24 protein-coding genes and 1 tRNA gene are annotated in these 25,805 nt (G+C 63.8%); 11 read left to right on the top strand and 14 right to left on the bottom strand.

Annotation, left to right across the window (positions count from 1 at the left end; all coding sequences use genetic code 11):
• Nucleotides 1-62 precede the first annotated feature (62 nt).
• On the top strand, nucleotides 63-2,684 hold the full coding sequence (clpB, locus tag BMI86_RS12715; RefSeq protein WP_078541723.1) for an ATP-dependent chaperone ClpB: 2,622 nt from the start codon (nucleotides 63-65) through the stop codon (nucleotides 2,682-2,684).
• 156 nt (nucleotides 2,685-2,840) lie between these two features.
• Entirely contained in the window at nucleotides 2,841-4,103 is a 1,263-nt protein-coding gene (locus BMI86_RS12710) for a DNA polymerase IV (protein ID WP_078541722.1), read from the top strand.
• A 1-nt stretch (nucleotide 4,104) separates the two neighbouring features.
• Here BMI86_RS12710 and BMI86_RS12705 read toward each other — a convergent pair whose 3' ends face one another.
• Nucleotides 4,105-4,971, bottom strand: coding sequence for an N-formylglutamate amidohydrolase (locus tag BMI86_RS12705; RefSeq protein ID WP_143594790.1), 867 nt, complete (start codon nucleotides 4,969-4,971; stop codon nucleotides 4,105-4,107).
• A 180-nt stretch (nucleotides 4,972-5,151) separates the two neighbouring features.
• Here BMI86_RS12705 and BMI86_RS12700 point away from each other — a divergent pair.
• Nucleotides 5,152-5,226 (top strand) — tRNA-Val (locus BMI86_RS12700).
• 81 nt (nucleotides 5,227-5,307) lie between these two features.
• On the top strand, nucleotides 5,308-5,433 hold the full coding sequence (ykgO, locus tag BMI86_RS12695) for a type B 50S ribosomal protein L36 (RefSeq protein ID WP_038074920.1): 126 nt from the start codon (nucleotides 5,308-5,310) through the stop codon (nucleotides 5,431-5,433).
• A gap of 95 nt (nucleotides 5,434-5,528) precedes the next feature.
• Here ykgO and BMI86_RS12690 read toward each other — a convergent pair whose 3' ends face one another.
• From BMI86_RS12690 to BMI86_RS12650, 9 genes are all read right to left on the bottom strand, one after another.
• Nucleotides 5,529-7,178 (bottom strand): peptidoglycan-binding protein, encoded by a 1,650-nt coding sequence (locus BMI86_RS12690; RefSeq protein ID WP_168173851.1) that lies wholly within the window; start codon nucleotides 7,176-7,178, stop codon nucleotides 5,529-5,531.
• A gap of 52 nt (nucleotides 7,179-7,230) precedes the next feature.
• Nucleotides 7,231-8,451, bottom strand: coding sequence for an AMP-binding protein (locus BMI86_RS12685; protein WP_078541720.1), 1,221 nt, complete (start codon nucleotides 8,449-8,451; stop codon nucleotides 7,231-7,233).
• Between the two features lie 89 nt (nucleotides 8,452-8,540).
• Nucleotides 8,541-9,365 (bottom strand): ABC transporter ATP-binding protein, encoded by an 825-nt coding sequence (locus BMI86_RS12680; RefSeq protein WP_078522368.1) that lies wholly within the window; start codon nucleotides 9,363-9,365, stop codon nucleotides 8,541-8,543.
• A gap of 58 nt (nucleotides 9,366-9,423) precedes the next feature.
• A complete protein-coding gene (locus tag BMI86_RS12675) occupies nucleotides 9,424-10,710 on the bottom strand; it encodes an ABC transporter substrate-binding protein (RefSeq protein ID WP_078541719.1) in 1,287 nt (428 codons plus the stop codon).
• A gap of 73 nt (nucleotides 10,711-10,783) precedes the next feature.
• Nucleotides 10,784-11,860 (bottom strand): branched-chain amino acid ABC transporter permease, encoded by a 1,077-nt coding sequence (locus tag BMI86_RS12670; RefSeq protein ID WP_078541718.1) that lies wholly within the window; start codon nucleotides 11,858-11,860, stop codon nucleotides 10,784-10,786.
• Between the two features lie 40 nt (nucleotides 11,861-11,900).
• Nucleotides 11,901-12,083: a hypothetical protein gene (locus BMI86_RS12665; RefSeq protein ID WP_078541717.1), complete on the bottom strand. Its 183-nt coding sequence runs from the start codon at nucleotides 12,081-12,083 to the stop codon at nucleotides 11,901-11,903.
• A 148-nt stretch (nucleotides 12,084-12,231) separates the two neighbouring features.
• Nucleotides 12,232-13,221: a branched-chain amino acid ABC transporter permease gene (locus BMI86_RS12660; RefSeq protein WP_078541716.1), complete on the bottom strand. Its 990-nt coding sequence runs from the start codon at nucleotides 13,219-13,221 to the stop codon at nucleotides 12,232-12,234.
• Nucleotides 13,222-13,259: 38 nt separating this feature from the next.
• Nucleotides 13,260-14,081: an ABC transporter ATP-binding protein gene (locus BMI86_RS12655; RefSeq protein ID WP_078541715.1), complete on the bottom strand. Its 822-nt coding sequence runs from the start codon at nucleotides 14,079-14,081 to the stop codon at nucleotides 13,260-13,262.
• Complete coding sequence (locus tag BMI86_RS12650) at nucleotides 14,078-16,054, bottom strand: long-chain fatty acid--CoA ligase (RefSeq protein WP_078541714.1); 1,977 nt, start codon at nucleotides 16,052-16,054, stop codon at nucleotides 14,078-14,080. Before BMI86_RS12650 ends, BMI86_RS12655 begins: the two co-directional genes overlap by 4 nt.
• 211 nt (nucleotides 16,055-16,265) lie before the next feature.
• On the opposite strand from BMI86_RS12650, the gene BMI86_RS12645 reads away from it, so the two are divergent.
• From BMI86_RS12645 to BMI86_RS12635, 3 genes are all read left to right on the top strand, one after another.
• On the top strand, nucleotides 16,266-18,170 hold the full coding sequence (locus BMI86_RS12645; RefSeq protein ID WP_078541713.1) for a PAS-domain containing protein: 1,905 nt from the start codon (nucleotides 16,266-16,268) through the stop codon (nucleotides 18,168-18,170).
• Entirely contained in the window at nucleotides 18,167-18,877 is a 711-nt protein-coding gene (locus tag BMI86_RS12640) for a response regulator transcription factor (protein ID WP_078541712.1), read from the top strand. Before BMI86_RS12645 ends, BMI86_RS12640 begins: the two co-directional genes overlap by 4 nt.
• A 104-nt stretch (nucleotides 18,878-18,981) precedes the next feature.
• Nucleotides 18,982-19,227 (top strand): WGR domain-containing protein, encoded by a 246-nt coding sequence (locus BMI86_RS12635; protein ID WP_078541711.1) that lies wholly within the window; start codon nucleotides 18,982-18,984, stop codon nucleotides 19,225-19,227.
• A gap of 7 nt (nucleotides 19,228-19,234) precedes the next feature.
• Here the strand turns inward: BMI86_RS12635 and BMI86_RS12630 are convergent, their stop codons facing one another.
• The 4 genes from BMI86_RS12630 to folK all read right to left on the bottom strand — a co-directional run bounded on the left by BMI86_RS12630 (nucleotide 19,235) and on the right by folK (nucleotide 23,104).
• On the bottom strand, nucleotides 19,235-19,909 hold the full coding sequence (locus tag BMI86_RS12630) for a DUF2062 domain-containing protein (protein WP_078541710.1): 675 nt from the start codon (nucleotides 19,907-19,909) through the stop codon (nucleotides 19,235-19,237).
• A 34-nt stretch (nucleotides 19,910-19,943) separates the two neighbouring features.
• Nucleotides 19,944-22,076 (bottom strand): bifunctional (p)ppGpp synthetase/guanosine-3',5'-bis(diphosphate) 3'-pyrophosphohydrolase, encoded by a 2,133-nt coding sequence (locus tag BMI86_RS12625; RefSeq protein ID WP_078541709.1) that lies wholly within the window; start codon nucleotides 22,074-22,076, stop codon nucleotides 19,944-19,946.
• A gap of 27 nt (nucleotides 22,077-22,103) precedes the next feature.
• Nucleotides 22,104-22,460 (bottom strand): DNA-directed RNA polymerase subunit omega, encoded by a 357-nt coding sequence (gene rpoZ, locus BMI86_RS12620; protein ID WP_078522357.1) that lies wholly within the window; start codon nucleotides 22,458-22,460, stop codon nucleotides 22,104-22,106.
• A gap of 98 nt (nucleotides 22,461-22,558) precedes the next feature.
• Nucleotides 22,559-23,104 (bottom strand): 2-amino-4-hydroxy-6-hydroxymethyldihydropteridine diphosphokinase, encoded by a 546-nt coding sequence (folK, locus tag BMI86_RS12615; protein WP_246831706.1) that lies wholly within the window; start codon nucleotides 23,102-23,104, stop codon nucleotides 22,559-22,561.
• A 165-nt stretch (nucleotides 23,105-23,269) separates the two neighbouring features.
• Between folK and BMI86_RS12610 the strand changes: the two genes are divergently transcribed.
• From BMI86_RS12610 to BMI86_RS12595, 4 genes are all read left to right on the top strand, one after another.
• Nucleotides 23,270-23,833, top strand: coding sequence for an NYN domain-containing protein (locus tag BMI86_RS12610; protein ID WP_078541707.1), 564 nt, complete (start codon nucleotides 23,270-23,272; stop codon nucleotides 23,831-23,833).
• 84 nt (nucleotides 23,834-23,917) lie between these two features.
• Entirely contained in the window at nucleotides 23,918-24,364 is a 447-nt protein-coding gene (locus BMI86_RS12605) for a YqaA family protein (protein WP_078541706.1), read from the top strand.
• Nucleotides 24,365-24,424: 60 nt separating this feature from the next.
• Nucleotides 24,425-25,372 carry a 4-hydroxy-3-methylbut-2-enyl diphosphate reductase gene (ispH, locus tag BMI86_RS12600; RefSeq protein ID WP_078541705.1) on the top strand — a complete coding sequence of 316 codons (948 nt, stop codon included), beginning with the start codon at nucleotides 24,425-24,427 and terminating at the stop codon, nucleotides 25,370-25,372.
• Nucleotides 25,372-25,800, top strand: coding sequence for a DUF3429 domain-containing protein (locus tag BMI86_RS12595; protein ID WP_078541704.1), 429 nt, complete (start codon nucleotides 25,372-25,374; stop codon nucleotides 25,798-25,800). Before ispH ends, BMI86_RS12595 begins: the two co-directional genes overlap by 1 nt.
• The last annotated feature ends 5 nt before the right edge of the window (nucleotides 25,801-25,805 follow it).

The following is a 25,805-nucleotide window of genomic DNA, read 5'->3' as shown; positions in this document are numbered from 1 at the left end:
GTCAGGACGGCGCCTATTCAGGGCCAGACACATCCCGGGGGCTTTAAAAAAGGAGAATGCCGATGAACATGGAGAAGTTCACGGAGCGGTCTCGTGGTTTCCTTCAGGCCGCGCAGACGATCGCGATGCGCGAGGGTCATCAACGTGTGGTGCCCGAGCATCTTCTGAAGGCTTTGATGGATGACGATCAGGGGCTGTCGGCCAATCTGATCAAGCGCGCCGGCGGCGAACCTGCCCGCGTGCTCGAAGCCGTCGATCTGGCCGTGTCGAAACTGCCGAAAGTGTCGGGCGGCGACGGGCAGGTCTATGTCGAGCAGAGCCTCGTGCGCGTGCTCGACGAGGCCGAGAAGATCGCCAAGAAAGCGGGCGACAGCTTCGTCCCGGTGGAGCGTGTGCTGATGGCTCTGGCCATGGTGAACACGCGCGCCAAGGATGCGCTCGATGCGGGCGCTGTGACGGCGCAGAAGCTCAACGCCGCGATCAACGATCTGCGCAAGGGCCGCACGGCGGATTCGGCCTCGGCCGAAGAGGGCTATGAGGCGCTCAAGAAATACGCGCGCGATCTGACCGAGGCCGCCGAGCAGGGCAAGATCGACCCGATCATCGGCCGCGACGAGGAAATTCGCCGCGCGATGCAGGTGCTATCGCGCCGGACCAAGAACAACCCGGTTCTGATCGGTGAGCCCGGCGTGGGTAAGACCGCGATCGCGGAAGGCCTCGCGCTGCGCATCATCGACGGGGACGTCCCGGAATCGCTGCGCGACAAGCGGCTCCTCGCGCTCGACATGGGCGCGCTGATCGCAGGTGCGAAATATCGCGGCGAGTTCGAAGAGCGTCTGAAAGCGATCCTCAAGGAAATCGAGGCCGCTGCGGGTGAGATCATCCTGTTTATCGACGAGATGCACACGCTCGTGGGCGCCGGGAAATCCGATGGTGCGATGGATGCGGCCAACCTGATCAAGCCGGCGCTGGCGCGCGGTGAGCTGCACTGCGTGGGGGCGACGACGCTCGACGAGTATCGCAAATATGTCGAGAAGGACGCGGCTCTGGCCCGGCGTTTCCAGCCCGTGATGGTGGAAGAGCCGACGGTCGAGGACACGATCTCGATCCTGCGCGGCATCAAGGAGAAATACGAACTCCACCACGGGGTGAAGATCTCCGACTCGGCGCTGGTCTCGGCGGCGACGCTCTCGCATCGCTACATCACCGACCGCTTCCTGCCCGACAAGGCGATCGACCTCGTGGACGAGGCCGCCTCGCGTCTGCGCATGGAAGTGGACAGCAAGCCCGAGGAGCTCGATGCGCTCGACCGTCAGATCCTGCAGATGCAGATCGAAGCGGAAGCGCTGAAGAAAGAGGACGACACTGCGTCGAAGGACCGTCTCGAGAAGCTCGAGAAGGAACTGGCCGATCTGCAGGATCGCGCTTCGGAAATGACTGCCAAATGGCAGGCCGAGCGTGACAAGCTGGAATCGGGCCGGAGCCTGAAAGAGCAGCTCGACAAGGCCCGGGCCGAACTCGATCAAGCCAAGCGCGAGGGCAATCTCGCCCGCGCCGGTGAGCTGAGCTACGGCATCATCCCGAGCCTCGAGAAGCAACTCGCCGCAGCCGATGAGGCCGAGGGCGAAGAGCTGATGGTCGAGGAATCGGTGCGTCCGGAGCAGATCGCCGAAGTGGTCGAACGCTGGACCGGCATCCCGACCTCGAAGATGCTGGAAGGCGAGCGCGAGAAGCTCTTGAAGATGGAAGACGAGCTGCACAAGCGCGTCGTCGGTCAGGATGCAGCGATCACCGCCGTGTCGAACGCCGTGCGCCGGGCGCGTGCGGGGCTGAACGACGAGAACCGCCCGCTGGGTTCGTTCCTCTTCCTCGGCCCGACCGGTGTGGGTAAGACCGAGCTGACCAAGGCCGTCGCGAATTATCTGTTCGACGACGATCAGGCGATGGTGCGGATCGACATGTCCGAGTTCATGGAGAAACACTCCGTGGCGCGGCTGATCGGTGCCCCTCCGGGCTATGTCGGCTATGACGAGGGTGGCGTTCTGACCGAAGCGGTCCGGCGGCGTCCCTATCAGGTCGTGCTGTTCGACGAGGTCGAGAAGGCGCATCCGGACGTGTTCAACGTGCTGCTGCAAGTGCTTGACGACGGTGTGCTGACCGATGGTCAGGGCCGCACGGTCGACTTCAAGCAGACCCTGATCGTACTGACCTCGAACCTCGGCAGCCAAGCGCTCAGCCAGCTGCCGGAAGGCACGGATGCGGGCGAGGCCAAGCGTCAGGTGATGGATGCGGTGCGGGCGCATTTCCGCCCCGAATTCCTGAACCGTCTCGACGAGATGGTGATCTTCGATCGCCTGAACCGCGAGAACATGGACGGGATCGTGGAGATCCAGCTCAAGCGGCTGGAGAAACGTCTGGCGCAGCGCAAGATCACGCTGGATCTGGACGAGTCGGCCCACAAGTGGCTCGCCGATGCGGGTTACGACCCGGTCTATGGCGCACGTCCGCTGAAGCGGGTGATCCAGCGCGCGCTGCAGGACCCGCTGGCCGAGGCGATCCTTGGCGGCGAGATCATGGATGGTGCGACGGTCGAGGTGACGGCGGGCCCGAACGGACTGATCGTCGGCGGCCATGCAGCGCCACTGGGGGGCACGAAGCCTGCCGACGGCGTGCCGCTGCACTAAGGCCAGCTGAATACCGATTGAGAGGGGCGGAGCGATCCGCCCCTTTTCGTTGGCATAAGGGGGCGCTGCCCCTCTTGGCTGCGCCAATTCACCCCGGGATATTTTCGCCAAGAGGAAGAAGGAGTATCTAGGGGATATTCCCCGGATCGAGTCCCCATGCCCGCCCTTTGCCGCCATTGCCTGAAGAGTTTTGACGAGGCGCCGAAGCGTTGCCCCGCCTGCGGGAAGTCGCGCATCCTTTCGCATCCGGAGCTGTTCGACCTGCCCATCGCGCATATCGATTGCGACAGTTTCTATGCCTCGGTCGAGAAGCGCGACAATCCCGAACTGTCTTCGCAGGCGGTCATCGTGGGCGGCGGCACGCGCGGGGTGGTGACGACCTGCTGCTATATCGCGCGAATCTCCGGAGTGCGCTCGGCCATGCCGATGTTTCAGGCCCGCAAGCTCTGCCCCGACGCGGTGATCATCAAACCGCGGATGGAGCATTACGCCAGCGTCTCGCGCGAGATCCGGGCGAAGATGGTGGAACTGACGCCGCTGATCGAGCCGCTCTCGCTCGACGAAGCGTTTCTCGATCTGGGCGGGACGGAGCGGCTGCATCATGCGCCGCCCGCGCTCCTGATGGCACGGCTTGCGCGGGAGATCGAGACGGAGATCGGGGTCACGGCCTCGGTCGGCCTCTCGCATAACAAGTTTCTCGCCAAGATCGCCTCGGACCTCGACAAGCCGCGCGGGTTTTCGGTGATCGGGCGTGGCGATACGGAAGAGTTTCTTCGCGACAAGCCGGTGTCTATCCTCTGGGGCGTGGGGGCGGCGACGCGCTCGGCCCTGGGGCGCGCGGGCATCCGCACGCTCGCCGATATTCGCCGCGCGGGGCTGTCGCGGATGGAGGACCGTTTCGGCGCATCGGGGCGGCGGCTCTTTGAGTTGGCCAGCGGTCTCGATGCGCGGCGGGTCTCTCCAGACTCGCCGATGAAATCGGTGTCGAACGAGACCACCTTCAACACCGATATCGCCGATCGCGAGGCGCTGATGGGCAAGCTGTGGCATCTGGCCGAGAAGGTCTCGGCCCGGATGAAGGCGCGCGATCTGGCCGGGCGGACGGTGACGCTGAAGCTCAAGAAGGCGGATTTCGCGACCGTGACCCGGCAGACCCGGCTGGAGGAGCCGAGCCAATTGGCCGACACACTCTATCGCGCGGGCGAGACGCTGTTCGACAAGCTGCCGAAAGGGCAGGCCTACCGTCTCATCGGCATCGGGTTTTCCGACCTCACGGCGGCCGATGGGCGCGATCCGGCGGGCGACCTGCTTGATCCTTACGCGGGCAAGCGCGCGGGGGCGGAGCGGGCCAAAGATGCGATCCGGGCGCGATTCGGGGCGGATGCGATCCGCAACGGGCGCGGCTGGGACGGGGAGTGATTTACTCCGCTGCGTGACGCAGCGGATGTGCCCCGAGATCAGCGATCTGACGCGCCACCCGGCTCATCAGCGCCGCGAACGCATTGAAATTCTCGTTCGGCGCGATGCGGTGCTGATCCATGTAGAGGGCGCGGTCGATCTCGATCTGGATCGCGTGATACCCCTCGCGCGGATGCCCGTAGCGCTGGGTGATATAGGCCCCGGCAAAGGGGCTGTTGCGCGCCACGTTCAGCCCTTCGCCTTCGAAGATCAGTTCGATCTCGCGCACGATCTCCCGGTCGGCGCTGGTGCCATAGCGATCGCCGAGCACGATCTCCGCGCGGCGCGGCCCGCTCGCGGCCAAGGCCTCGGACGGCATCGAATGCATGTCGAGCAGGATCGCCTGCCCGAAAGCCCCATGCGCCTCGGCCATCAGCGACTCGAGCTGCGCGTGATAGGGCCGCCAGACATGGTTGATCCGCGCCTCGGCCTCGATCATCGGGATCTTGCCGCGATAGATCGCCCGCGCACCGGACACCACGCGGGGAATCACCCCGAGACCGGCAGCGACGCGCGGCCCCGGATGCGCCCGGTCCAGCCCGGCGATCAGCGCCGAATCAAGTTCGTCCTCCGCCCGGTTGAGATCGACCCAGGCCCTCGGATACTGCGCGCAGAGAAGCGGCGCGCCGAATCGCGGAACGTCCGCCAGCAGCTCATCGACGAATGCGTCTTCGGAAGACCGCAGGCGCAGCATGTCCAGAACGGCCCGTTCCTGCAGGCTATGCGGGTATTGCGCACCGGAATGGGGCGAGGCGAAGACCGCAGCCGTCCGCAACGCCTTGGGGCGAACCAGCCGGAACGGCGGCAAAAGGGCTGGGCTGTCGGACATGAAACCTCTTATGATCGCCTAATATCTTACACTGGAACGCTTTCACGCCAAAACCCTCTTGAAAGCCGTTTCGACTCTTTATATAGACCCCCAGACCGACGCGACACCGCGCCTTTCGGTTCCCTTCGCGGCCTAGCCGCAAGCGCGAATCAAAGGCATCAAACGGGATCGCACGGGTGTGGGCGGTTAGCTCAGCGGTAGAGCACTACGTTGACATCGTAGTGGCCACTGGTTCGATCCCAGTACCGCCCACCATCTATTCACCGCCCCCGGCTTGCAAGCCCGGGGCATTCGTTTTTCAAGGCGCACCGCGCGCCGCGATACAGGAGAAGGCCGATGAAGGTCCGCAACTCGCTCCGCTCGCTCAAGCAGCGTCATCGCGATTGCCAGGTCGTGCGCCGCAAAGGCCGCGTCTACGTGATCAACAAGACGCAGAAGCGCTTCAAAGCCCGTCAGGGCTGAGGCAGCCGAGCCGAAACGAATAAAGGCCGCGCCAGGGATATCCCGGCGCGGCCTTTTCCTTTGTTCAGCGTTTCGAGGCTGAGAGGGATCGGCGCTTAGCGCGCGCCGATCGCCCCGGCCAGAAGCTGCGCCACGGTGGCCTGATCGAGATAGCCGGTGGCTTCCAGCCCGCCTGCAGTCTGATAGCGGCGAATCGCGCGGCGGGTATCCTTGTCGAACACACCGTCGACCTTGCCGGGCTTCAGGCCCATCTGGGCAAGGCGTTGCTCCACCAGCGATTTCGCGACGCCGGGCAGGTTGAGGGCGGCCTCTTTTGCGGCGGCTTCCTTCATCGCATCGCTTTGCTGATTCTGTTGCTGCAGCTCAGCGATGCGTGCCTCGGCCTCAGCTTTGAAGGCCGGGTCGGAGCGGCTTGCCAGATAGTCACGGTAGCTGGCGATGGTGTCGGCTTTACGTGCGGCGTCCCAGTCAGCGCGATCGGCCGACTGCGCTTCATCGCGGCGGTCCGCTTCGATCTTGTCGAGGCGCTCCTGCGCGAGTTCCGCAAACAGCCCGTCAGGATATTTCTTGAGATAGGCGCGCAGCCCGGCCTCATCGCCCGCCTTGCCGGTCTGCTCCCAGTAGGCGCGGTCCTGCTGATCGATCTTGGCCTGACGGGCCTCGGCCTCGGCCTTCAGCTCGGCGGCGCGTTTCTCGCCCTGCGCCGACAGCGCGGTAAGCTGCGCGCGGGTAAGGTAGCTCGTATCATCAAACCCGTTGGCTTTCTGCCAGCGCGCGATCGCCCCGCGCGAGCCGGGCCCGAAGATTCCGTCGACGCCTTTCGGATCGAATTTCAGGATCGTCAGGTTCTGTTGGACCTCGCGCTTCTGATCGCGGCTGAGGTTCAGCGCCTCTTCGGTAGCCTTCGCTTGCCGCTGAGGCTCGTCGCGCAGTTGCTGGATACGCTGCTTCGCCTGAGCCGCATTCGTGCCATTCGGATAGCGGTCGAGATAGAGCTGATAGGCGGTGATCGTGTCCTCGGAACGCGCCATGTCCCAATAGGGGGCTGACGGGTCAGCCGCGGGGGTCTTCACCGGGGCGGGTTTCTTGCCCGTCGGCTCGGTGACCAGTACGAAATCCCGCGGCATGTAGCCACTCGCGCGCAGGTCTTCGGACTGCGCCGACTGCATCAGCGAGGCACCCGGCTCGGTCAGATCGCCCGACATCAGGCTGGCCACATCCTTAGGGCTGCCGCGCAGCACCGTCACGCCCTGCGGAATGTCGAGCGTCCCGATCCCAGGCTGGGTCAGGCCCTGGCCATTGCCCGCGTCATCCGCCGACCCAAGCAGCAGAACGGCACGCCCCGGATGGGCGGCGAGCACGGTCATCACCGCGGACAGCGGCAGCGCCTCGCTCACCGCTTCGGGCAGCGAGGTGTCGCGGGCGTCGACCGGCAGATACCACGTCTCGCCGTCGGAATGGACAAAACGGCCCGAGAGCGCCACGACCAGCCGCTCGGCCTCGGGTGCGCGGGTCACGAAATCGCGGAAGCGGGACCGGATTTCGGCCGCGTCGGCATCATCCTCGATCAGCACCGAGAAGCCCGCCGTCTGCAGCTTTGCTTCGCTGTCGGTCAGCGCGGTGCCCGAGCGAAGATCGTCGATCCGCTGATAATCGGAATTGCCCAGCACCAGCGCCAGATCGGCGGCATGGGCGGGAAGGCCAAGCGCCGCGATCGCGGCACCTGTCAGAAGAAGTTTACGCATGGGTTCCTCCACTCTCTTTCCGGAGAAACCCCTTGAGTGCACGCGCGGTTCCTCAGTCGTATTTCCGCTGGTCGTCGATGACCTTCCCATCATTGGGCAAAGAGCCGGGCGACACCAGTTCGATCACGCCCTTCATCTTCAGCGCCTCGCGGATGCCACCGTCGAAACGGGCGGGATCGTCGGCCTCGGTTTCGATCTGCACGGTCATCACGTCCATCTCGCCATCGCGGGTGGCGATGACACGGGCCTTTTGCACCTCTGCATGGGCCGAGACGAAGCTGGCGACCTGCTCGGGACGGACGAACATGCCCTTGATCTTGGTGGTTTGATCGGCGCGGCCCATCCAGCCTTTGATGCGCATATTGGTGCGCCCGCAGGGGCTGACGCCTTCCATCACCGCCGAGAGATCGCCGGTCGCGAAGCGGATCAGCGGGTAGTCGGGATTGAGCGTGGTCACGACGACTTCGCCCACCTCGCCGGGGGCCACCGGATCGCCGGTGCCGGGGCGGACGATCTCGACGATCACGCCCTCATCCACGATCATCCCCTCCATCGCGGCGCTCTCATAGGCGATATTGCCCAGATCGGCAGTGGCGTAGCATTGCAGGCAGGCGATGCCGCGATCCGCATAATCCTGACGCAGAGACGGGAAGAGCGCGCCGCCCGACACGGTGGCCTTCGTGATTTTCAGGGCCTCGCCCATCTCCTCGGCCTTCTCGAGAATGATGCGCAGGTAATCGGGCGTGCCCGCGTAAGTCGTGGTGCCGATATCGACGGCGGCGCGGACCTGCAGTTCGGTCTGGCCGGTGCCTGCAGGCAGAACGGCGGCGCCCACCGTGCGCGCGGCATTCTCGAACATCATGCCCGCGGGGGTGAGGTGATAGCCGAAGCAGTTCTGCACGATATCGCCGGGACCGACGCCCGCGGCATGGACGAAGCGCCCCAGCCGCCACCAGTTGTGGCTGGTATCGCCGGGCTCGTAGATCGGGCCGGGAGACTGGAAGATATGCGCGAAGGCATGGGCGGGTTTCGTGACCAGCCCGCCGAAGGGCGGCGCGCCTTTCTGCGCCGCGCCAAGGTCGGACTTGCGCAGCACCGGCAGCTTCGCGAGCGCCTCGCTCGAGGTGATCGCGCTCGGATCGACGCCTTGCAGATGCGCCGCGATCCCCGGAGCCTTCATCGCCGCACCGATCAGAGCCGGCAGGCACTCCGCCAGAGAGGCCTCACGCGCGTCGGCGCTGCGGGTTTCCAATTCGTCGAAATGTTCGCGCATCTCTCGACCCTTTCCATTCAGCGGACAAACCGCCCCTGTGCCGCGTCCAAAATGCTGCGCAGCAATTCAATTGAATCAACAAGTTACCGTTACGCCAGCCAGCGCTTGCGGCGGCGGTAGCTGCGCACGTCGCGGAAGCTCTTGCGGCCTTCGTCGGACATGCCGAGGTAGAATTCCTTCACGTCCGGGTTCTCGCGCAATTCCTTGGCGGGACCGTCCATCACGATGCGCCCGCTCTCCAGAATGTAGCCGTAATGGGCGTAGCGCAGCGCGACATTGGTGTTCTGCTCGGCCAGAAGGAAGGTCACGCCCTCGTTCTCGTTGACCGATTTCACGATCTCGAAGATCTGCTCCACCAGCTGCGGCGCGAGACCCATCGAGGGTTCGTCCAGCAAGATCGTCTCAGGGCGGCTCATCAGCGCACGGCCCATCGCGACCATCTGCTGCTCCCCGCCCGAGGTATAGCCCGCCTGCGATTTGCGGCGCTCCTTGAGGCGCGGGAAGTAGTCGTAGACCATCTCGAGGTCGGCCTGGATCGCGGCGCGCCCGTCCTTGCGGGTATAGGCGCCGGTCAGCAGGTTTTCCTCGACGGTCAGGTGTTCGAAGCAATGGCGTCCCTCCATCACCTGGATCACGCCCTTGCGGACCAGATCGGCGGGGGAGCCGTCCTGCACCCGTTCGCCGCGATAGGTGATCGAGCCTTTCGTCACCTCGCCGCGCTCGGATTTGAGCAGGTTGGAGATCGCCTTGAGCGTCGTCGTCTTGCCCGCGCCGTTGCCGCCCAGAAGCGCGGTGATCCCGCCCTTGGGCACGCTCAGGCTCACCCCTTTCAGCACGAGGATGACGTGATTGTAGATCACCTCGATATTGTTGACCTCGAGAAGGGTGTTATCGGTTTTCGAAGCGTCGAGCATGGTTCCCTCCGGGACGTTGGGGTGGCCCCCGGCGGCGCGCGCCGGAGGCCGTTTTCGATCAGTTACACTGGTCGGTGATGTTGTTTTCCGAAGCGAAGGCTGCGGAATCTTCTTCGATCAGCGGGTTCAGCACGTCCTTGTCGGATTCGATCCAGTCAGAGGCTTCGTTCCACTTCTTCGCACCGGCATCCCACTGGAAGACCTTGGCGGAGCCGGGGCCCCCGTGGTTCTCGCAGCTCGCCTTGATCGGCTGGGCGAAGTTCGGCAGGCCGAGCTCTTCCAGACGGGCTTCGGTGAGGTCGAGGTTTTCAAAACCGTCGCGCACTTCCGCGGCGTTGACGTTCGACTTGCCGGCCATCTCCTGCGCTTTGCGGATCGCTTCCGAGATGATCATCGCCGCGTACATGCCGCGCGAATAGAGCATCGTGCCGACCTGATCGCCTGCGCCCGACGCCTTGCCGGCATCGACGACATATTGCTTGAGGTCCGCATAGACCGGGTAGTCCATGCCGGTGCCGTGGAACGAGAGCGCCTTGTAGCCCGAGGCCTTGTCGCCTGCCGGGGCCACGTCGTTCTCCGAACCCGACCACCAGACGCCGATGAAGTGATCCATCGGGAAGCGGATGTTCACGGCTTCCTGGATGGCGACCTGGTTCATGACGCCCCAGCCCCACATCAGGACATAGTCGGGCTTGTCACGACGGATCTGCAGCCATTGCGACTTCTGCTCCTGACCGGGGTGGTCGACGGGCAGGGTCGAAAGCTCGAAACCGTGCTTCTTGGTCAGCTCTTCGAGCGTGCGGATCGGCTCCTTGCCATAGGCGGAGTTGTGATAGACCAGCGCGATTTTCTTACCGCTGATGTCACCACCTTCCTGATCAATGATGTGTTTGATCGCGACCGAGGCGCCATCCCAGTAGTTGGCCGGGAAGTTGAAGACCCACTTGAACACCTTGCCGTTCGCGGCCGAGGTGCGGCCGTAGCCCGGGGTGTAGAGCGTGATGCCGTCAGCGGTGACCTTCGGGATCAGCTGATAGGTGATGCCGGTCGAGAGCGGGTTATAGGCCAGCGCGCCTTCGCCCTTGGTCGACTCGTAGCATTCCACGCCCTTCTCGGTGTTGTAGGCGGTTTCGCATTCGGGGGTCGCAACCATCTCGCCGCCGATGCCGCCGTCACGCTCGTTGAGCAGGGTGAAATAGTCGTTGAAGCCATCGGCATAGGGAATGCCATTCGCGGCATAGGGCCCGGTGCGATAGCTGAGGTTCGGCACCACCAGTTCGGCGAAAGCCGGGGCCGTGGTCAGCGTCATCGCCGCCGCGACCAGTGCGGTTAGGGTCTTCTTCATTCGGTTCTCCTCCCAGAATGTTCGAGTGTTGCGCCGGGCGTGTCCCGGTTCTTTGTGTTGGGCGGCCCGGCCGTCAGTGCGGGAAGGGCCAAAGCCGGAGTTTTTCTTTCGCGACGCGCCAGAGCTGCGCGAGGCCATGCGGTTCCGCGATCAGGAAGGCCACGATCAGCCCGCCGACGATCATCAGTTCGATATGCGCGGCGAGGTCCGTGGGCCAACCGAGCGTGCCGACGAGCACGTTCTTCAGGAAGACCGGCAGCAGCACGAGGAAGGCAGCGCCCGCAAACGAGCCGAAGATCGAGCCCAGACCGCCGATGATCACCATGAAGAGGATCAGGAAGGACTTCTGGATGCCGAAGGCTTCGCCCACTTCCGCCGCGCCAAGGTAGACAGCGAAGAACAGCGCGCCGGCGATGCCGATGAAGAAGGAGCTGACCGCGAAGGCCGACAGTTTCGTCGTCAGCGGGTTCACACCGATGATCTCGGCGGCGATATCCATGTCGCGGATCGCCATCCATTTGCGCCCCACCGTGCCGCGCGTCAGGTTCCGCGCGACCAGCGCCACCAGCGTCAGCATCACCAGGCAGAACATGTATTTCGCCATCGCCGAGGTCTGCGCGCCGGTCACGAAGACGCCGAAGACGGTGCGCTCGGGCGCGTTGATCTGACCCGAGGCCGAGTAGTTGTAGAACCACGGCACCTTGTTGAAGAGCCAGACGAGGAAGAACTGCGCCGCCAGCGTCGCCACCGCGAGGTAGAACCCTTTGATGCGCAGGCTCGGCAGGCCGAAGATCACGCCCACAGCGGCGGTGATGAACCCCGCGATGATGACGTGGAAGAAGATGTTGATGTCAGGGAAGGCCGTCATCAGCTTGTAGACGGCATAGGCGCCCACAGCCATGAAGCCCCCGGTGCCAAGGCTGACCTGCCCCGCATAGCCCACGAGGATGTTCAGCCCGATCGCCGCGATGGCGTAGATCAGGAAGGGCACCGCGACCGCGTTCGCCCAGTAGTCATTGATGAACAGCGGCACGATCCCGAAAGCGACCACCAGCACCGCGTAATAGCGCAGCCGGTCGAATTTGATCGGAAAGGTCTGACTGTCCTCCCGGTAGGATGTCTTGAAATCACCTGCTTCGCGGTAAAACATCAGCCTCTCCCTTTCGTCAGGGAGAGCGCGTCGTCTCCCGTCAGCAGTTGCCGCGCCGGATCCTCACCCAGGCCCAGAGCCCGGCTCCCGCCCCCAAGGCGGCCAGCACGATATTCAGTGTTTGCAAGGTGGTCGGTTCTTCCGGCGGCGCGGCCAGCGCGATCCATCCGAATGCGAGCGCGGCTCCCCAGCCAATCGTGAACACGGTTGCACAGGTCTTCATCGGTAACGGTCCTCCCAATGATCGTCACATCAGCGCGACGACACTGGGCTCCCCTCCCCTTGACGCCACGACATGTGGCAGCTTGTCGCACCCCTGCGGCTCGATCAAGGAATTTTTCACCGTGGCGTGAAAGCGTCGTGATCATCGGTCAGACCCTCTCGATGATCTTCTCGCCGAACAGGCCCTGCGGCCGGAAGACGAGGAAGACGAGCGCGAGCACATAGGCGAACCAGTTCTCGGTCGCGCCACCCAGGAAGGGCGCCCCGATCAGCAGTTCGAACAGTTTCTCGCCCACACCGATGATCAGACCGCCGACGATGGCGCCCGGGATCGAGGTGAAGCCGCCCAGCATCAGCACCGGAAGCGCCTTGAGCGCGATCAGCGACAGCGAGAACTGCACACCCGATTTCGAGCCCCACATGATGCCCGCGACCAGCGCCACGAAGCCCGCGATCGACCAGACAAGGATCCAGATGAAGCGCAGCGAGATCCCGACCGACAGCGCGGCCTGGTGATCGTCGGCCACCGCGCGCAGCGCCCGGCCCTGCTTGGAGTATTGCGAGAACACGGTCAGCGCCGACACCAGCAGCACCGCAACGATCGCCGCCACGATATCGAGATTGTCGATGAAGAAGCCGTAGCCGAACATGTTGTAGGTGACGGTGTCGATGGTCTCGTTAATGCCCTGCGGCAGCCCCACATCGAGCGTCTTGATGTCAGAGCCCCACATCACGTCCCCGAAGCCTTCGAGGAAATAGGCCATCCCGATCGTCGCCATGAAGAGGATGATCGGCGCCTGGTTCACCAGATGCTTGAGCACCACTTTCTCGATGATGATCGCGAGGACCACCATCACGGCCGCCGCCAGCAGGATCGCGACGATTGCCGGAACCTCCCACGGGAAATTCGTGTAGTGATTGCCCGTCATCGCGTTGATGAGATGGGCGAAGGGCACTTGCCCCTTCTGGATGCCGACCAGCGTCAGCGCGGCAAAGAGCGCGAGCACACCCTGCGCGTAGTTGAAGATGCCAGAGGCTTTGAAGATCAGCACGAAGCCCAGCGCCACGAGCGCATAGAGCACCCCTGCCATCAGGCCGTTCAGCGTCACCTCGACGGCATAGAGAACGATATCAGGCATGACGCGCCTCCGATGTCTGAATTGCGATGCGGGTGGTCTCAGTCATGGGCCACCCCCAGATAGGCGTCGATCACGTCTTGATTGCTGCGCACCTCGTCGGGCGTGCCGTCACCGATCTTCTTGCCGTAATCCATCACGACCACGCGGTCGGAGAGGTCCATCACGACGCCCATATCGTGTTCGATCAGGACGATGGTGGTGCCGAATTCGTCGTTCACGTCGAGGATGAAGCGGCTCATGTCCTCTTTCTCTTCGACGTTCATCCCGGCCATCGGCTCGTCGAGCAGAAGGATTTTCGGCTCGGCGGCCAATGCGCGCGCCAACTCCACCCGCTTCTTCAGGCCGTAGGGCAGACGTCCCACCGGTGTTTTCCGGATATTCTGGATCTCGAGAAAGTCGATGATCTTCTCGACCTTCTCGCGGTTCTCGTGCTCCTCGGCGGCGGCACCCGTCCACCACCAGCCCGCCTGCGACATGAGACCCTTCTTCATATGGGTCAGCCGGCCGGTCATGATGTTGTCGAGCACCGACATGCCGTCGAACAACGCGATGTTCTGGAAGGTGCGCGCGATACCGAGGCGCGCGACCTGATAGGGCTTCATCGGGCCGCGCTTGATGTCTTTGTAGAACACCTCGCCTTCGGTCGGGATATAGAAGCCCGAGATGACGTTCAGCATCGAGGATTTCCCCGCGCCGTTCGGCCCGATGATCGCGCGAATCTCGCCCTCGCGGATGTCGAAGGAGATATCCTTGATCGCCACCACCCCGCCGAAGCGCAGCGTGATGTTCTTCATCTCCATGATGACCCCGCCGATCTGGCGGCCGTCGGCGGTGACGTAACCTTCGTTCATGTCTTTCATTCCGCCGCCTCCGCCATCTGTTTCGGGGCCACGACCTTCGCGTCGGCGATCTTCAGCGTCGCCTTGATCGAGCCTTTGCGCCCGTCCTCGTAGGTCACTTCCGTTTCGGTGTAGATCTCGTCGCGCCCGTCATAGAGCGCCTCGATCAGGTCGTTGAACTTCTCGGCGATCACGTTGCGACGCACCTTGCGGGTGCGGGTCATCTCGCCGTCATCGGCGTCGAGTTCCTTGTGCAGGATCAGGAAGCGATGGACCTGACAGCCCGAGAGCATCGGGTCTTCGGCGATGCTTTCGTTCACCTCTTCGACATGCTCGCGGATCATCTCATAGACGCGCGGATGGCCCGCAAGCTCCTGATAGGAGGCGTAGGAGATGTTGTTGCGCTCGGCCCAGTTGCCGACCGCGGTGAGGTCGATATTGATGAAAGCCGTGCACCGGTCCTTGCCTGCGCCGAACACCACAGCCTCGAGGATCGAGGGGTAGAACTTCAGCTTGTTCTCGACATATTTCGGCGCGAACAGGCGACCGTCGGCCATCTTGCCCACGTCCTTGGCGCGGTCGATGATCCGCAAATGCCCGGTGTCTTCCTCGAAGAAGCCCGCATCGCCCGTCGCGACCCAGCCTTCCGGGTCCTTGGTCGAGGCCGTGCTCTCAGCGTTCTTGTAATACTCCACGAAGGTGCCGGGGCTGCGATAGAACACCTCGCCATTGTCGGCGATCTTCACCTCGACGCCCGGAGACGGCACGCCCACCGTATCGGCGCGCACTTCGCCATCGGGCTGCTGGGTGATGAAGACCGACGCCTCGGTCTGACCGTAGAGCTGCTTCAGGTTAATCCCGAGCGAGCGGTAGAAGGAGAAGATCTCCGGCCCGATCGCCTCGCCCGCCGTGTAGCCGACGCGGATGCGCGAGAAGCCCAACGTGTTCTTGAGCGGGCCATACACGAAGAAATTGCCCAGCGCATAGGACATCCGCTTGCCGAAGCTGACGGGCTTGCCGTCGAGAATGTCGGGACCGACTTCGCGCGCGACCTTCATGTAGTGATCGAACAGCTTCTTCTTCAGCTTGCCCGCGTCTTCCATGCGGATCATCACCGAGGTCAGCTGGTTCTCGAAGACCCGCGGCGGCGCGAAGAAATAGGTCGGCCCGATCTCGCGCAGGTCGATCATCATCGTCTCGGGGCTTTCCGGGCAGTTCACGGTGAAGCCCGACCAATAGGCCTGCCCGATCGAGAAGATGAAATCGCCCACCCATGCCATCGGCAGGTAGGCCAGAACCTCGTCGTTATGATTCAGGTGATCGAATTCCGAGGACGCCTTGGCGGTCTCGATGATGTTGCGGTTCGACAGGACCACGCCCTTCGGCTTCCCAGTCGTGCCCGAGGTGTAGAGCATCACGCAGGTGCTGTCATAGGTCAGCTCGGCGATGCGCTTGTCCAGCTCGGCCTCGTAGCGCGAATGACCCGCGCGACCCTCGGCCTGCACGTCCTCCAGCGCGTTCATGCGCGAATGGTCGTATTTCCGCATGCCGCGCTTGTCGGTGTAGGTGACATGGGTGATCGCGTGGATGCGGTCCTCGATCTCGACGATCTTGTCGACCTGCTCCTGATCGCCGCAGACGACGAAGCGCGCGCCGCAATGCTCCATCACATAGGCCATCTCGTCGGCCGCCGCGTCCTGATAGAGCGGCACCGGAATCGCGCCGCACATCTGCGCCGCGACCATTGACCAGTAATGCATGGGGCGGTTGCGCCCGATGATGGCGATATAATCGCCCCGTTCCACGCCGAGGCTCAGGAAGCCCAGCGCCATCGCGCGGATTTTCTCGGCCGCTTCGGCCCAGCTCCAGCTCTGCCAGATCCCGAATTCCTTTTCGCGATAGGCGGGGTAGCCACCATATCGGGCCACGTTCCGCGCCAAAAGCGCAGGAATCGATTGGGCAGATTCCTGCCCCTTCGCGACTGCGTCAGCCAAATTTTCCTCCCTCGCGCCGGTATGTCCGGCGTCCCTCGACCGCCCCGGGCGCTCCTCCGCGCACAGTTCGGCATAGCTCGACAGTCCATGTCAAAGTTTTCGTGATCTTTTCGTGATTGTAACGAATTCTTACGACCTCGCGTCGCCGCGAAACACGCTTTGCCGCGCCGCCCGCCGGTGGTAGCAAAAGCCAAGGAGCGGGAGGGGCGAGGTGAGCGAAACGAGCCGCGAGCGGCTGACACAGGCGGGGCTGAACCTGATCGGACAGGCGCTGTCGATCTTCGACAGCGATCTGCGGCTCGCCGTGTCGAACCGCCAATATCAGCTGATGTTCGACCTGCCCGACACGCTGACCCAGCCGGGAACCACCTTCGAGGATACGATTCGCTTCCTCGTCACGCGGGGCGAATATGGCGAGGTCGACGACATCGAAGCCGCCGTCCGCGAGCGGGTCGAGACCGCCCGCGCCTTCGAGGCCCATTACATGGAGCGCCAGCGGGCGAACGGGCGCACGATCTCGGTCGAGGGCGCGCCGCTGCCCGAAGGCGGCTGGGTCACGGTCTATACCGATATCACGCCGGTGAAGCGGCAAGAGGCGCTGTTGCGCGCGCGGTCCGAGGAATTGTCGGACCAACTCCTCGACCATGCCGAGGCGCTGGCAGCTGCGAACCGGGAACTGGCCGCGACCAACATGGCGCTGGAGGAAACCTCGCGCCAGCTGGCGATCACCGAAGCCCGCACGCGGCAGGTGACCGAGATGATGCCCGCCCATATCGCGCGGGTCGATCGCAACCTGATCTACACCTTTTCCAACCGCCGCCTGTCGACCGTAATGCCCGGCTCGCTCGCCAATGCGGTCGGCCATCACGCGAGCGAGGCGCTCGGCCCCGAGACCTATCGCAAGATCACACCCGGCTTTCGGCGCGCGCTGGCGGGCGAGGCGAGCGTCGTCGAAATCACGCATGACCCGTCGGGCCGGCGCATCCGCGTCGCGCTGACGCCCGATCTTGCCAGCAAGAACGAGGTGAGCGGGGTCTACATCCTCTCCACCGACGTCACGCATGAGGCGCAGGCCCGCGCGGCGCTCGCGCAATCCGCGAAGCGCGAATTGGCCGCGCAGCTGTCGTCGGGGCTCGCGCATGACTTCGCCAATCTGCTGACGATCATCCTCGGCCTGCAGGGGCGGCTCGAACGGATGGAGGGGCTGCCCGCCGACGCGCAGGACGCGATCCGGGCGACCCTTGGCGCGGCGCGGCGCGGCGGCACCCTTCTCGACCGGATCGCCGCGATCTCGGGCCCGCGCGAGCTGCGCCCGCAGGCCGTCGTGCTGGACGACCTCTTCGACGATCTCGCCGCGATGGCAGGACCGACCCTGCATGATCCGGTGACGCTCGATTTCGACAATAGCGATCTGAAAGACCCGATCCTGCTCGATCCCGGCCCGTTGCAGGACAGCCTGCTGAACCTGATCCTGAACGCCAATCACGCGATGCGCGGCGAGGGCGGCACGATCCGGATCGAGGCCCGTGCGGTGCGCGATACATGGGTCGAGATCGCCGTGACCGATCAGGGCGGCGGATTCTCGGAGGAGGCGCTCGAACATGCGCTCGATCCGTTCTTCACGACCAAGGGCAATGAAGGCTCCGGGCTCGGCCTGTCGATGGTCTATGACCAGACCAAGCTCGCGGGCGGCACGCTGCGGCTGGCCAATACCGAGGACGGCGCGCGCGTCACGATGCGCCTGCCGCTGAAACCCGCCGCCCGCCAAGCCGAGCCGATGATGGTGCTCTTGGTCGAGGATGACGAGGACATTCGCGCCAGCACCCGAGACATGCTGCGCGCGATGGATCACACGGTCGTCGAGGCGGGCACGATCGCCGAGGCCGAAGCCCTGCTGAACCTGCCCGACATCGCGCTGGTCCTGTCGGATATCCAGCTGCCCGGACCGCGCAGCGGGGTGGATCTCGCCCGCAAAATCCGCAATCAGGTTCCCATGATCCTGATGACCTCGCTGCCGCCGGGCGATGCGCTGCGCGCGCAGGCCCCCTGCCCGGTCCTTCAGAAACCCTTTACCGCCGCGCAGCTTGCGGCGCTGCTTGCGGGAGTGCCTCGATGAGTGCCGACCATCCCCTTGTCGCGATCCTCGACGACGAGCCCGAAATCCGCCGGATGCTCTCCGACGCGCTCGAAGAGGCCGGGTTCCGCACAACCTGCTACGGCCGCGCGACCGAGTTCGAAGCCGGGCTGAAGCGCTCCTCGCCCGATGTCTGCCTCGTCGATCTGGGCCTGCCCGACCGTGACGGGCTGGCGCTGGTGCATCGGCTGGCGCTGGAATCGGGCGCTGCGATCATCATCATCTCGGGCCGCGCGCAGGTGCAGGACCGGGTGACGGGGCTGGAACTTGGCGCGGATGACTACATCATCAAACCCTTCGATCCGGCCGAGGTGGTGGCCCGCATCCGTGCGCGCCTGCGCAAGGGACGCAGCGAAGGCCCAGCACAGGCGCAGACCGCCCATTTCGCAGGCTGGACCGCACATTTCGACCGCTACCTTCTGGTGGCGGAGGACGGGGCCGAAACCTCGTTCTCCCATGCCGAAGGCGAAGTGCTTCGGCTGTTTCTGGAAAGCCCGAACCGACTGATCACCCGCGCGCAGATGCAGGAAAGCTTGGGCGGCGCGGCAGGCGAGAGCTTCGACCGGGCGATGGATGTGCGGATCTCGCGGCTGCGCACGAAGCTTGGCGAAGACCCGAAAAATCCGCGCCTTATCAAGACGATCTACGGCGCGGGCTATATTTTTCTGGGCGAGGTTCGCTGGAGCTGACGACACCGCCTCTAGCGCGGACATCAAGGCGTTAACCTCTTTTCGCTGGCCAAAACCGCCCCGCTCTGATTCACTTCACGAAATCGGGATACAGGGGCACTGCCATGCTCAATCTCCTTCTTCACACGCCGACGTCGCGACGGTTCTATCGCGTGGAAGTCTCCGACAACCTGTTCGGGGAATATACCGTGCTGCGCGAATGGGGCCTGCAGGGCCAGACCGGGGCGTCCTGTCTGCGGTGGTTTTCCAACCTGCGCGACGCGGTCCATGCGGCGGAGCGGTTTCGTCGCCGAGCGCAGCGCCGCGGCTATGCGCTGAGCGAAGCGGGCGCAGGCGAAGCGCAGGCCTGAGCCCTACTCAATCTTCGGGGTTCTCTGCTTTCCCCGCCGCCGCGCGTTCCTCGCGCTTGATCTTCGCCCGTATCTTCTCCAGCCGCGACTTCAGCTTGCTGCGGCGGCGGTTCTGATAGGCGGTGATGATCGGTAGCGACACGTAGTAGCAGATCGTCGCCGCGATCACGCCGGGACCGATCCCGCCGATCAGATAGGGCAACCAGACATCGGTGAAGAACCGCTCCAGCCCGCTCCATTCCGCGCGCTCGGGCGTGAACATCGCCCAGAAGTTATGCAGCAGATCGTGGCTCGCCGCCTGAAAGGTCTGCAGCAGGCTTTCGGGCTCTCCACCATGATCGAGCCGGTCGCCCAGGATCTTGTGCCCCAGTTTGGTCGAGAAGACCGCGATGATCGGGAAGGTGACCGGGTTGCCGAAGAACGTGGCGAGGATCGCGGCGAGGATATTGCCGCGCATGATCCAGGCCACGGCGGCGGCGCTGACGAAGTGAAATCCGAACAGCGGCGTGAACGAGACCAGGACCCCGGCCCAGACGCCACGCGCGATCCGGTGCGGTCGGTCGGGAAGCCGGTTGACCCTGTGCTTGACGTATTGGAAAGCGCGGGACCAGCCCGAACGCGGCCAGATCGCCTCGCGCAGGTTGGCCCAAACCCCCCGTTTTTCGCGTCGTCTGAAGACCACGCCGCCGTCCTTTCTCCCCCCTGCGCCGTGTGCGTCAGGGTTTGCGCGACAGGTTTCTGATCCGCTCCACCTGTGCCACGTCGCTCTCCGCCTCCAAGGCGGTAAGCAGGCGATGCATATGTTCTGCATCGCACAGTTCGACCTCGACGAGAACCGAATAGAAGTCCGGCTTGCGCTCCACAAAGTCGAGGTCCGAAATATTTGCCTTCTGCTGACCGATCAATGTGCAGATATGTCCCAGCACGCCCGCATCGTTCGAGATCGTGACCTTCAGGGTCGCGGTGTAGGCGGGCGGGTGTTGCCCGGTTTTCCAATGCAGATCGACCCAGCGTTCGGGCTGATCCTCGAACTCTTCGAGCGCGGGGCAATCGATCGCGTGGATCACCACGCCCTTGCCGCGATAGGTGATGCCGACGATGCGCTCGCCCGGCAGCGGCTGGCAGCAATCGGCGCGGCGGAAGCTCTGATCGGCGCCGAGGCCCAGAACGGCGCGGGTCGGCTCGATCTCGGTGCCTTCGCGGCGTTGGGCGAGCTCCGGGTAAAGCGCGTCGAGCACGTCCGAGGCCGCCAATTCGGCAGAGCCGAGCCGGGCCAAGACCTCGTCCTGATCGCCGATCCCCAGCGCCTTGCCGGCGGTGCGCAGCGCCTTTTCGGTCACGCGGCGACCGACATGCTCGAAGGCCACCCGCGCCAGTTCCTGACCCAGCTTGATGAAGCGGTCGCGATCTTCTTCGCGCAGCGATTTGCGGATCGCGGCCTTGGCGCGCCCGGTCGCCACTATATCGAGCCAGGTCAGCTGCGGGCGCTGGCCCGAGGCGGTGATCACCTCGACCGACTGGCCGTTCTTCAACCGGGTCCAGAGCGGCACGCGGATGCCGTCGACCTTCGCGCCGACGCAGCTATTGCCGATCCGCGTGTGGATCGCATAGGCGAAATCGATCGGGGTCGCGCCTTTCGGCAGCTTCACCACATCGCCTTTCGGCGTGAAGCAGAAGACCTGATCGGAATACATCTCGAGTTTGACGTTCTCGAGAAATTCGTCGTGATCGCCATCGCCGTCGGGGTCCGAGAACCGTTCGCTGAGCGAGGCGAGCCATTTCGCCGGATCGACCGCGAAGGGGTTCTGCGCCCGCTCGCCATCGCGATAGGACCAGTGCGCAGCGACGCCGGCCTCGGCCACTTCGTGCATCTGCCGGGTGCGGATCTGCACCTCGACGCGCTTGCCGTCGCGCCCCGAAACCGTCGTGTGGATCGAGCGGTAGCCGTTGGTCTTCGGCTGGCTGATGTAATCCTTGAACCGCGTCGGCACCGCGCGCCAGCGGTGATGGATCAGGCCCAGCACCCGGTAGCAATCCATCTCGGTGCGGGTAATGACGCGGAAACCGTAGATATCCGACAGGCGCGAGAAGGTGAGCTGCTTCTCCTCCATCTTGCGCCAGATCGAATAGGGCCGCTTCGCGCGCCCGAAGACGTCGGCGTCGATATCCTCGTCTTCGAGCAGCGCGCGGATGTCGGCGGTGATCTTCGGGATCACATCGCCGGTTTCCTTCTGCAGGCTGACGAAGCGCCGAATGATCGAGGTGCGTGCCTCGGGGTTGAGCACCTTGAAGGCGAGGTCTTCAAGCTCCTCGCGCATCCATTGCATCCCCATCCGGCCTGCGAGCGGCGCGTAGATCTCCATCGTCTCGCGCGCTTTCTGCGCCTGCTTTTCGGCCCGCATCGAGCGGATCGTGCGCATGTTGTGCAGGCGGTCGGCGAGCTTCACGAGGATCACCCGCAGGTCTTTCGACATCGCCATGAACAGCTTGCGGAAGTTCTCCGCCTGCTTCGAGGCCGCGTTCGAGAGTTGCAGGTTGGTCAGCTTGGTGACGCCATCGACCAGCTCGGCGATCTGCTCGCCGAACATCTCCGACACTTCGCCATAGGTCGAGCGCGTGTCTTCGATCGTGTCGTGCAGAAGGGCGGTGACGATTGTCGCATCATCCAGACGCTGCTCGGTCAGGATCGCCGCCACCGCGACGGGATGCGAAAAATAGGGCTCGCCCGAATGCCGGAACTGCCCTTCATGCATGTCTTTTCCGTAGGCATAGGCCTTCCGGATCAGATCCGCATCGGTCTTTGGATTATAATTGCGGACGAGCGCGATCAGGTCTTCGACGTCGATCATTCGCGCTCGTTCCAGCCAATCAGTGGATTACTCGCGCCCCTGCGCGTCCATCAGCGCGCGCAGCATACGCTCTTCGCTCATGTCGTCTTCGACGGCACGATCAGGGGACTCGCCACCCATGAGCATCGCCATCGAGTCCTCTTCGGGCTCGTCGACCTCGATCTGGGTCTGGTTGCTCTCGATGAGACGCTCACGCAGATCCTCGGCCGATTGGGTCTCCTCGGCGATTTCGCGCAGAGCGACGACGGGGTTTTTATCGTTGTCACGCTCGACCGTGAGGGGAGCGCCGGCAGCGATTTCGCGGGCACGATGCGAAGCGAGCATTACCAGCTCGAAGCGGTTCGGAACCTTGTCAACGCAATCTTCAACCGTCACGCGGGCCATGAATCTCTCCAGAAGAACTCGGATTGAGGGCCCTACTTAGGCTTTGCAGTGCAGAAACACAAGCGCCCATCCGGCCCGTCCGCAGGGTTTTGACCACGTTACAGAGGGGAAATCGGGGTTTTTTCCGCCTCGGGAAGGGCGGCGAGCATTTCCATCACGCTGTCGCCCGTGATCGGGTGGCGCCAGAGCGGTGCGATTTCGGCAAGGGGAATCAGCACGAAGGCCCTGTCCTGCAAGCGCGGATGCGGCAGGATCAGGTCGGTCGGAGCCTCGCGCTGCTGCGCCTCCGGCGGAAGGTTTTTCCAGCGCAGAAAGCTCTCGCGATCTGGCAGAACCCGATCCTCCGAGGCGATCAGGTCGATATCGACAACACGCGCGCTCCAACGACCTTCCCGCACACGGCCAAATTCTTCTTCGACTCCATGAAGTTGCGCGAGCGCATCGCGCGGTTGCAAACTGCTTCGCATTTTGCAACAAGCGTTCACGAAATCGGGACCGGACCCTTCGGGAACGGCAGGCGTCGACCAGAACCGACTGGCGGCAACCAAGGAAAACCCCAATTGCTCGAGCCGCTCGATCGCGGCGCAGAGCGTAGTGCGAGGAGACCCGAATTGGCTTGGTAGATTCGCCCCGAAAGCGACCAAATAGTTAGTGTCCATAAAGACAGATTCCGTTTCCCTCGCGAAATGCGATATGTCCTAGATAAATCTGGTCGGCCCTCCCCGCCTGTGCAACACAATTGATGCGGCTATACTTTCCGTATCGGCACCTGCGCGAACTGGTCCACCCTACCTGTGCAAGAGGACTGTATGTTCTACAAGGACGAACGGCTCGCCCTGTTCATTGACGGATCTAATCTCTATGCGGCCGCCAAGGCGCTTGGCTTTGATATTGATTACAAGCTGTTGAGACAAGAATTCGAACGTCGCGGTAAACTCGTCCGCGCGTTCTATTACACCGCTCTTCTGGAGAGTGAAGAATATTCGCCGATCCGACCGCTCGTGGATTGGCTGAATTACAACGGATTCGCGATGGTCACCAAACCGGCCAAGGAATACACGGATTCCATGGGTCGCCGGAAGGTGAAGGGCAATATGGATATCGAGCTGGCCGTCGATGCGATGGAACTCGCACCGCGCCTCGATCATATCGTGCTGTTCTCGGGCGATGGCGATTTCCGTCCGCTGATCGAAAGCCTTCAGCGTCAGGGCTGCCGCGTCTCGGTCGTCTCGACGATCCGCTCGCAGCCGCCGATGATCGCCGACGAGCTGCGCCGTCAGGCCGACAATTTCATCGAACTCGACGCGCTGCGCGAAGTGATCGGTCGCCCGCCGCGTGAGCCGCGCGAGGACGAGAACGGCGACGAGAGCTGATCAGGGGCCTGACGCGACCCGTAATTCGTGATTGAAGGGGCGTGCAGATCACCTGCGCGCCCTTTGCCTTTCGCGGAAAGCTCTATGCTCGAAAACGTCTCCCTCTTCGGCCTCTTCGTCTCGGCGCTGCTGGCGGCGACGCCGATCCCGTTCCAGTCGGAGCTCGTATTCGTCGCGCTGCAGACGCTTGGCACCCAGAATATCTGGCTGATGATCCTCATCGCCGCCGTGGGAAACACGATCGGCTCGCTCGTCACCTACGTGATCGGACTGGGCGTCACCCACTGGAAAGACCGCAAATGGTTTCCCGCCTCCGAAGCGCAGCTCGCGCGCGGCCATCGCTGGTTCGAGCGCTGGGGGATCGGGCTATTGCTGTTGAGCTGGGCGCCCGGCGGCGATCTGATCTGCCTGATCTCCGGCATCCTGCGCATGTCGCTCTGGCTTTTCATTCCGCTGGTCTTCATCGCGAAAGCCGGACGTTACGCGGTGCTGGCCTGGCTGACGGCGGAAGCGATCAAACTCGCAAGCTGATCGCCTCTGGACGCGAGGCGGACGGGGCTTTAGGTCTGAACCCGAACAAAGGAGCGCGCGATGAAACCCTCCCTGACCCTTTATCTGGCGGCCCCGCGCGGCTTTTGCGCGGGCGTCGACCGGGCGATCAAGATCGTCGAGATGGCGATCGAGAAATGGGGCGCACCGGTCTATGTGCGCCACGAGATCGTGCATAACAAATACGTCGTCGACAGCCTGCGCGACCAAGGCGCGGTCTTCGTGGAAGAGCTCGACGAATGCCCCGATGACCGCCCGGTGATCTTCTCGGCCCATGGCGTACCGAAATCGGTCCCCGCCGAGGCCTCGCGGCGCGAGATGATCTATGTCGACGCGACCTGCCCGCTGGTGAGCAAGGTCCACAAGGAAGCCGAGCGGCACTCGAACGAGGGGCTGCAGATGGTCATGATCGGCCACGCGGGCCACCCGGAAGTGCTGGGCACGATGGGGCAGCTGCCAGATGGCGAGGTGCTGCTGGTCGAGACGGTCGAGGACGTCGCCAAGATCACGCCGCGCGATCCCGATAGGCTGGCCTTCATCACCCAAACCACGCTGTCGGTCGATGACACGGCGGCGATCGTGGCCGCGCTGCAGGACCGGTTCCCGAAGATCGTCGGCCCCGCGAAGGAAGACATCTGCTACGCCACCACCAACCGTCAGGCATCGGTGAAGGCGATGGCCGATCAGATCGACGCGCTGCTCGTGATCGGCGCGCCGAACTCGTCCAACTCGCGCCGTCTGGTCGAGGTTGGCAAAGCCTCGGGCTGCGCCTATTCGCAGCTGGTGCAGCGCGCCGCAGATATCGACTGGCGCGCGCTGGAGGGTGTGCAGACGGTCGGCGTGACCGCGGGCGCGAGCGCGCCGGAAGTGCTGATCGACGAGGTGATCGACGCTTTCCGCCAGCGCTATGACCTGACCGTCGACCAGATCGAAACCGCCCGCGAGGATATCGAATTCAAGGTGCCCCGCGTGCTGAGAGAGGCGTCGTGATGCGCGAAATCGGCCCGAAAATCCCCGGCGGCGCGCTGATTCTTGGCCTTGCCGGGCTGATCCCGTTCCTTTGGGGCGTGCTGGTCGTGCAGACCGGCCAATTCGCCTTCATCGCGGACCCGCGCGTGGCGGTGCTCGCCTATGGTTTGATGATCTTCTGCTTCATGGCGGGCAGCCTCTGGGGCTTCGCCGCGAGCGCGGAATGGGAGACCGGCTATTTCCTCGCCGTCGCTCCGGTCATCTTCTTCATCGCCTTCGTGGCGCTCGGGATGCCGGTGAATTTCGTGCTGATCCTGGGCTTCCTCGCGCTCTTGCCGCTCGACTGGCTGTTCCAGAAATTCGGCCACACACCGCGCTGGTGGCTCAAACTGCGCATCGGCCTGACGGTCGTCGTCGTCGCCTGCCTGATCGCGCTTGTGAGGACCTGAACGAG

Source organism: Thioclava sp. DLFJ5-1, assembly GCF_002020115.1.
GTDB lineage: Bacteria > Pseudomonadota > Alphaproteobacteria > Rhodobacterales > Rhodobacteraceae > Thioclava > Thioclava sediminum.
Note: the sequence above shows the minus strand (reverse complement) of the source record. Positions and strands in the feature narration are given on the sequence as shown.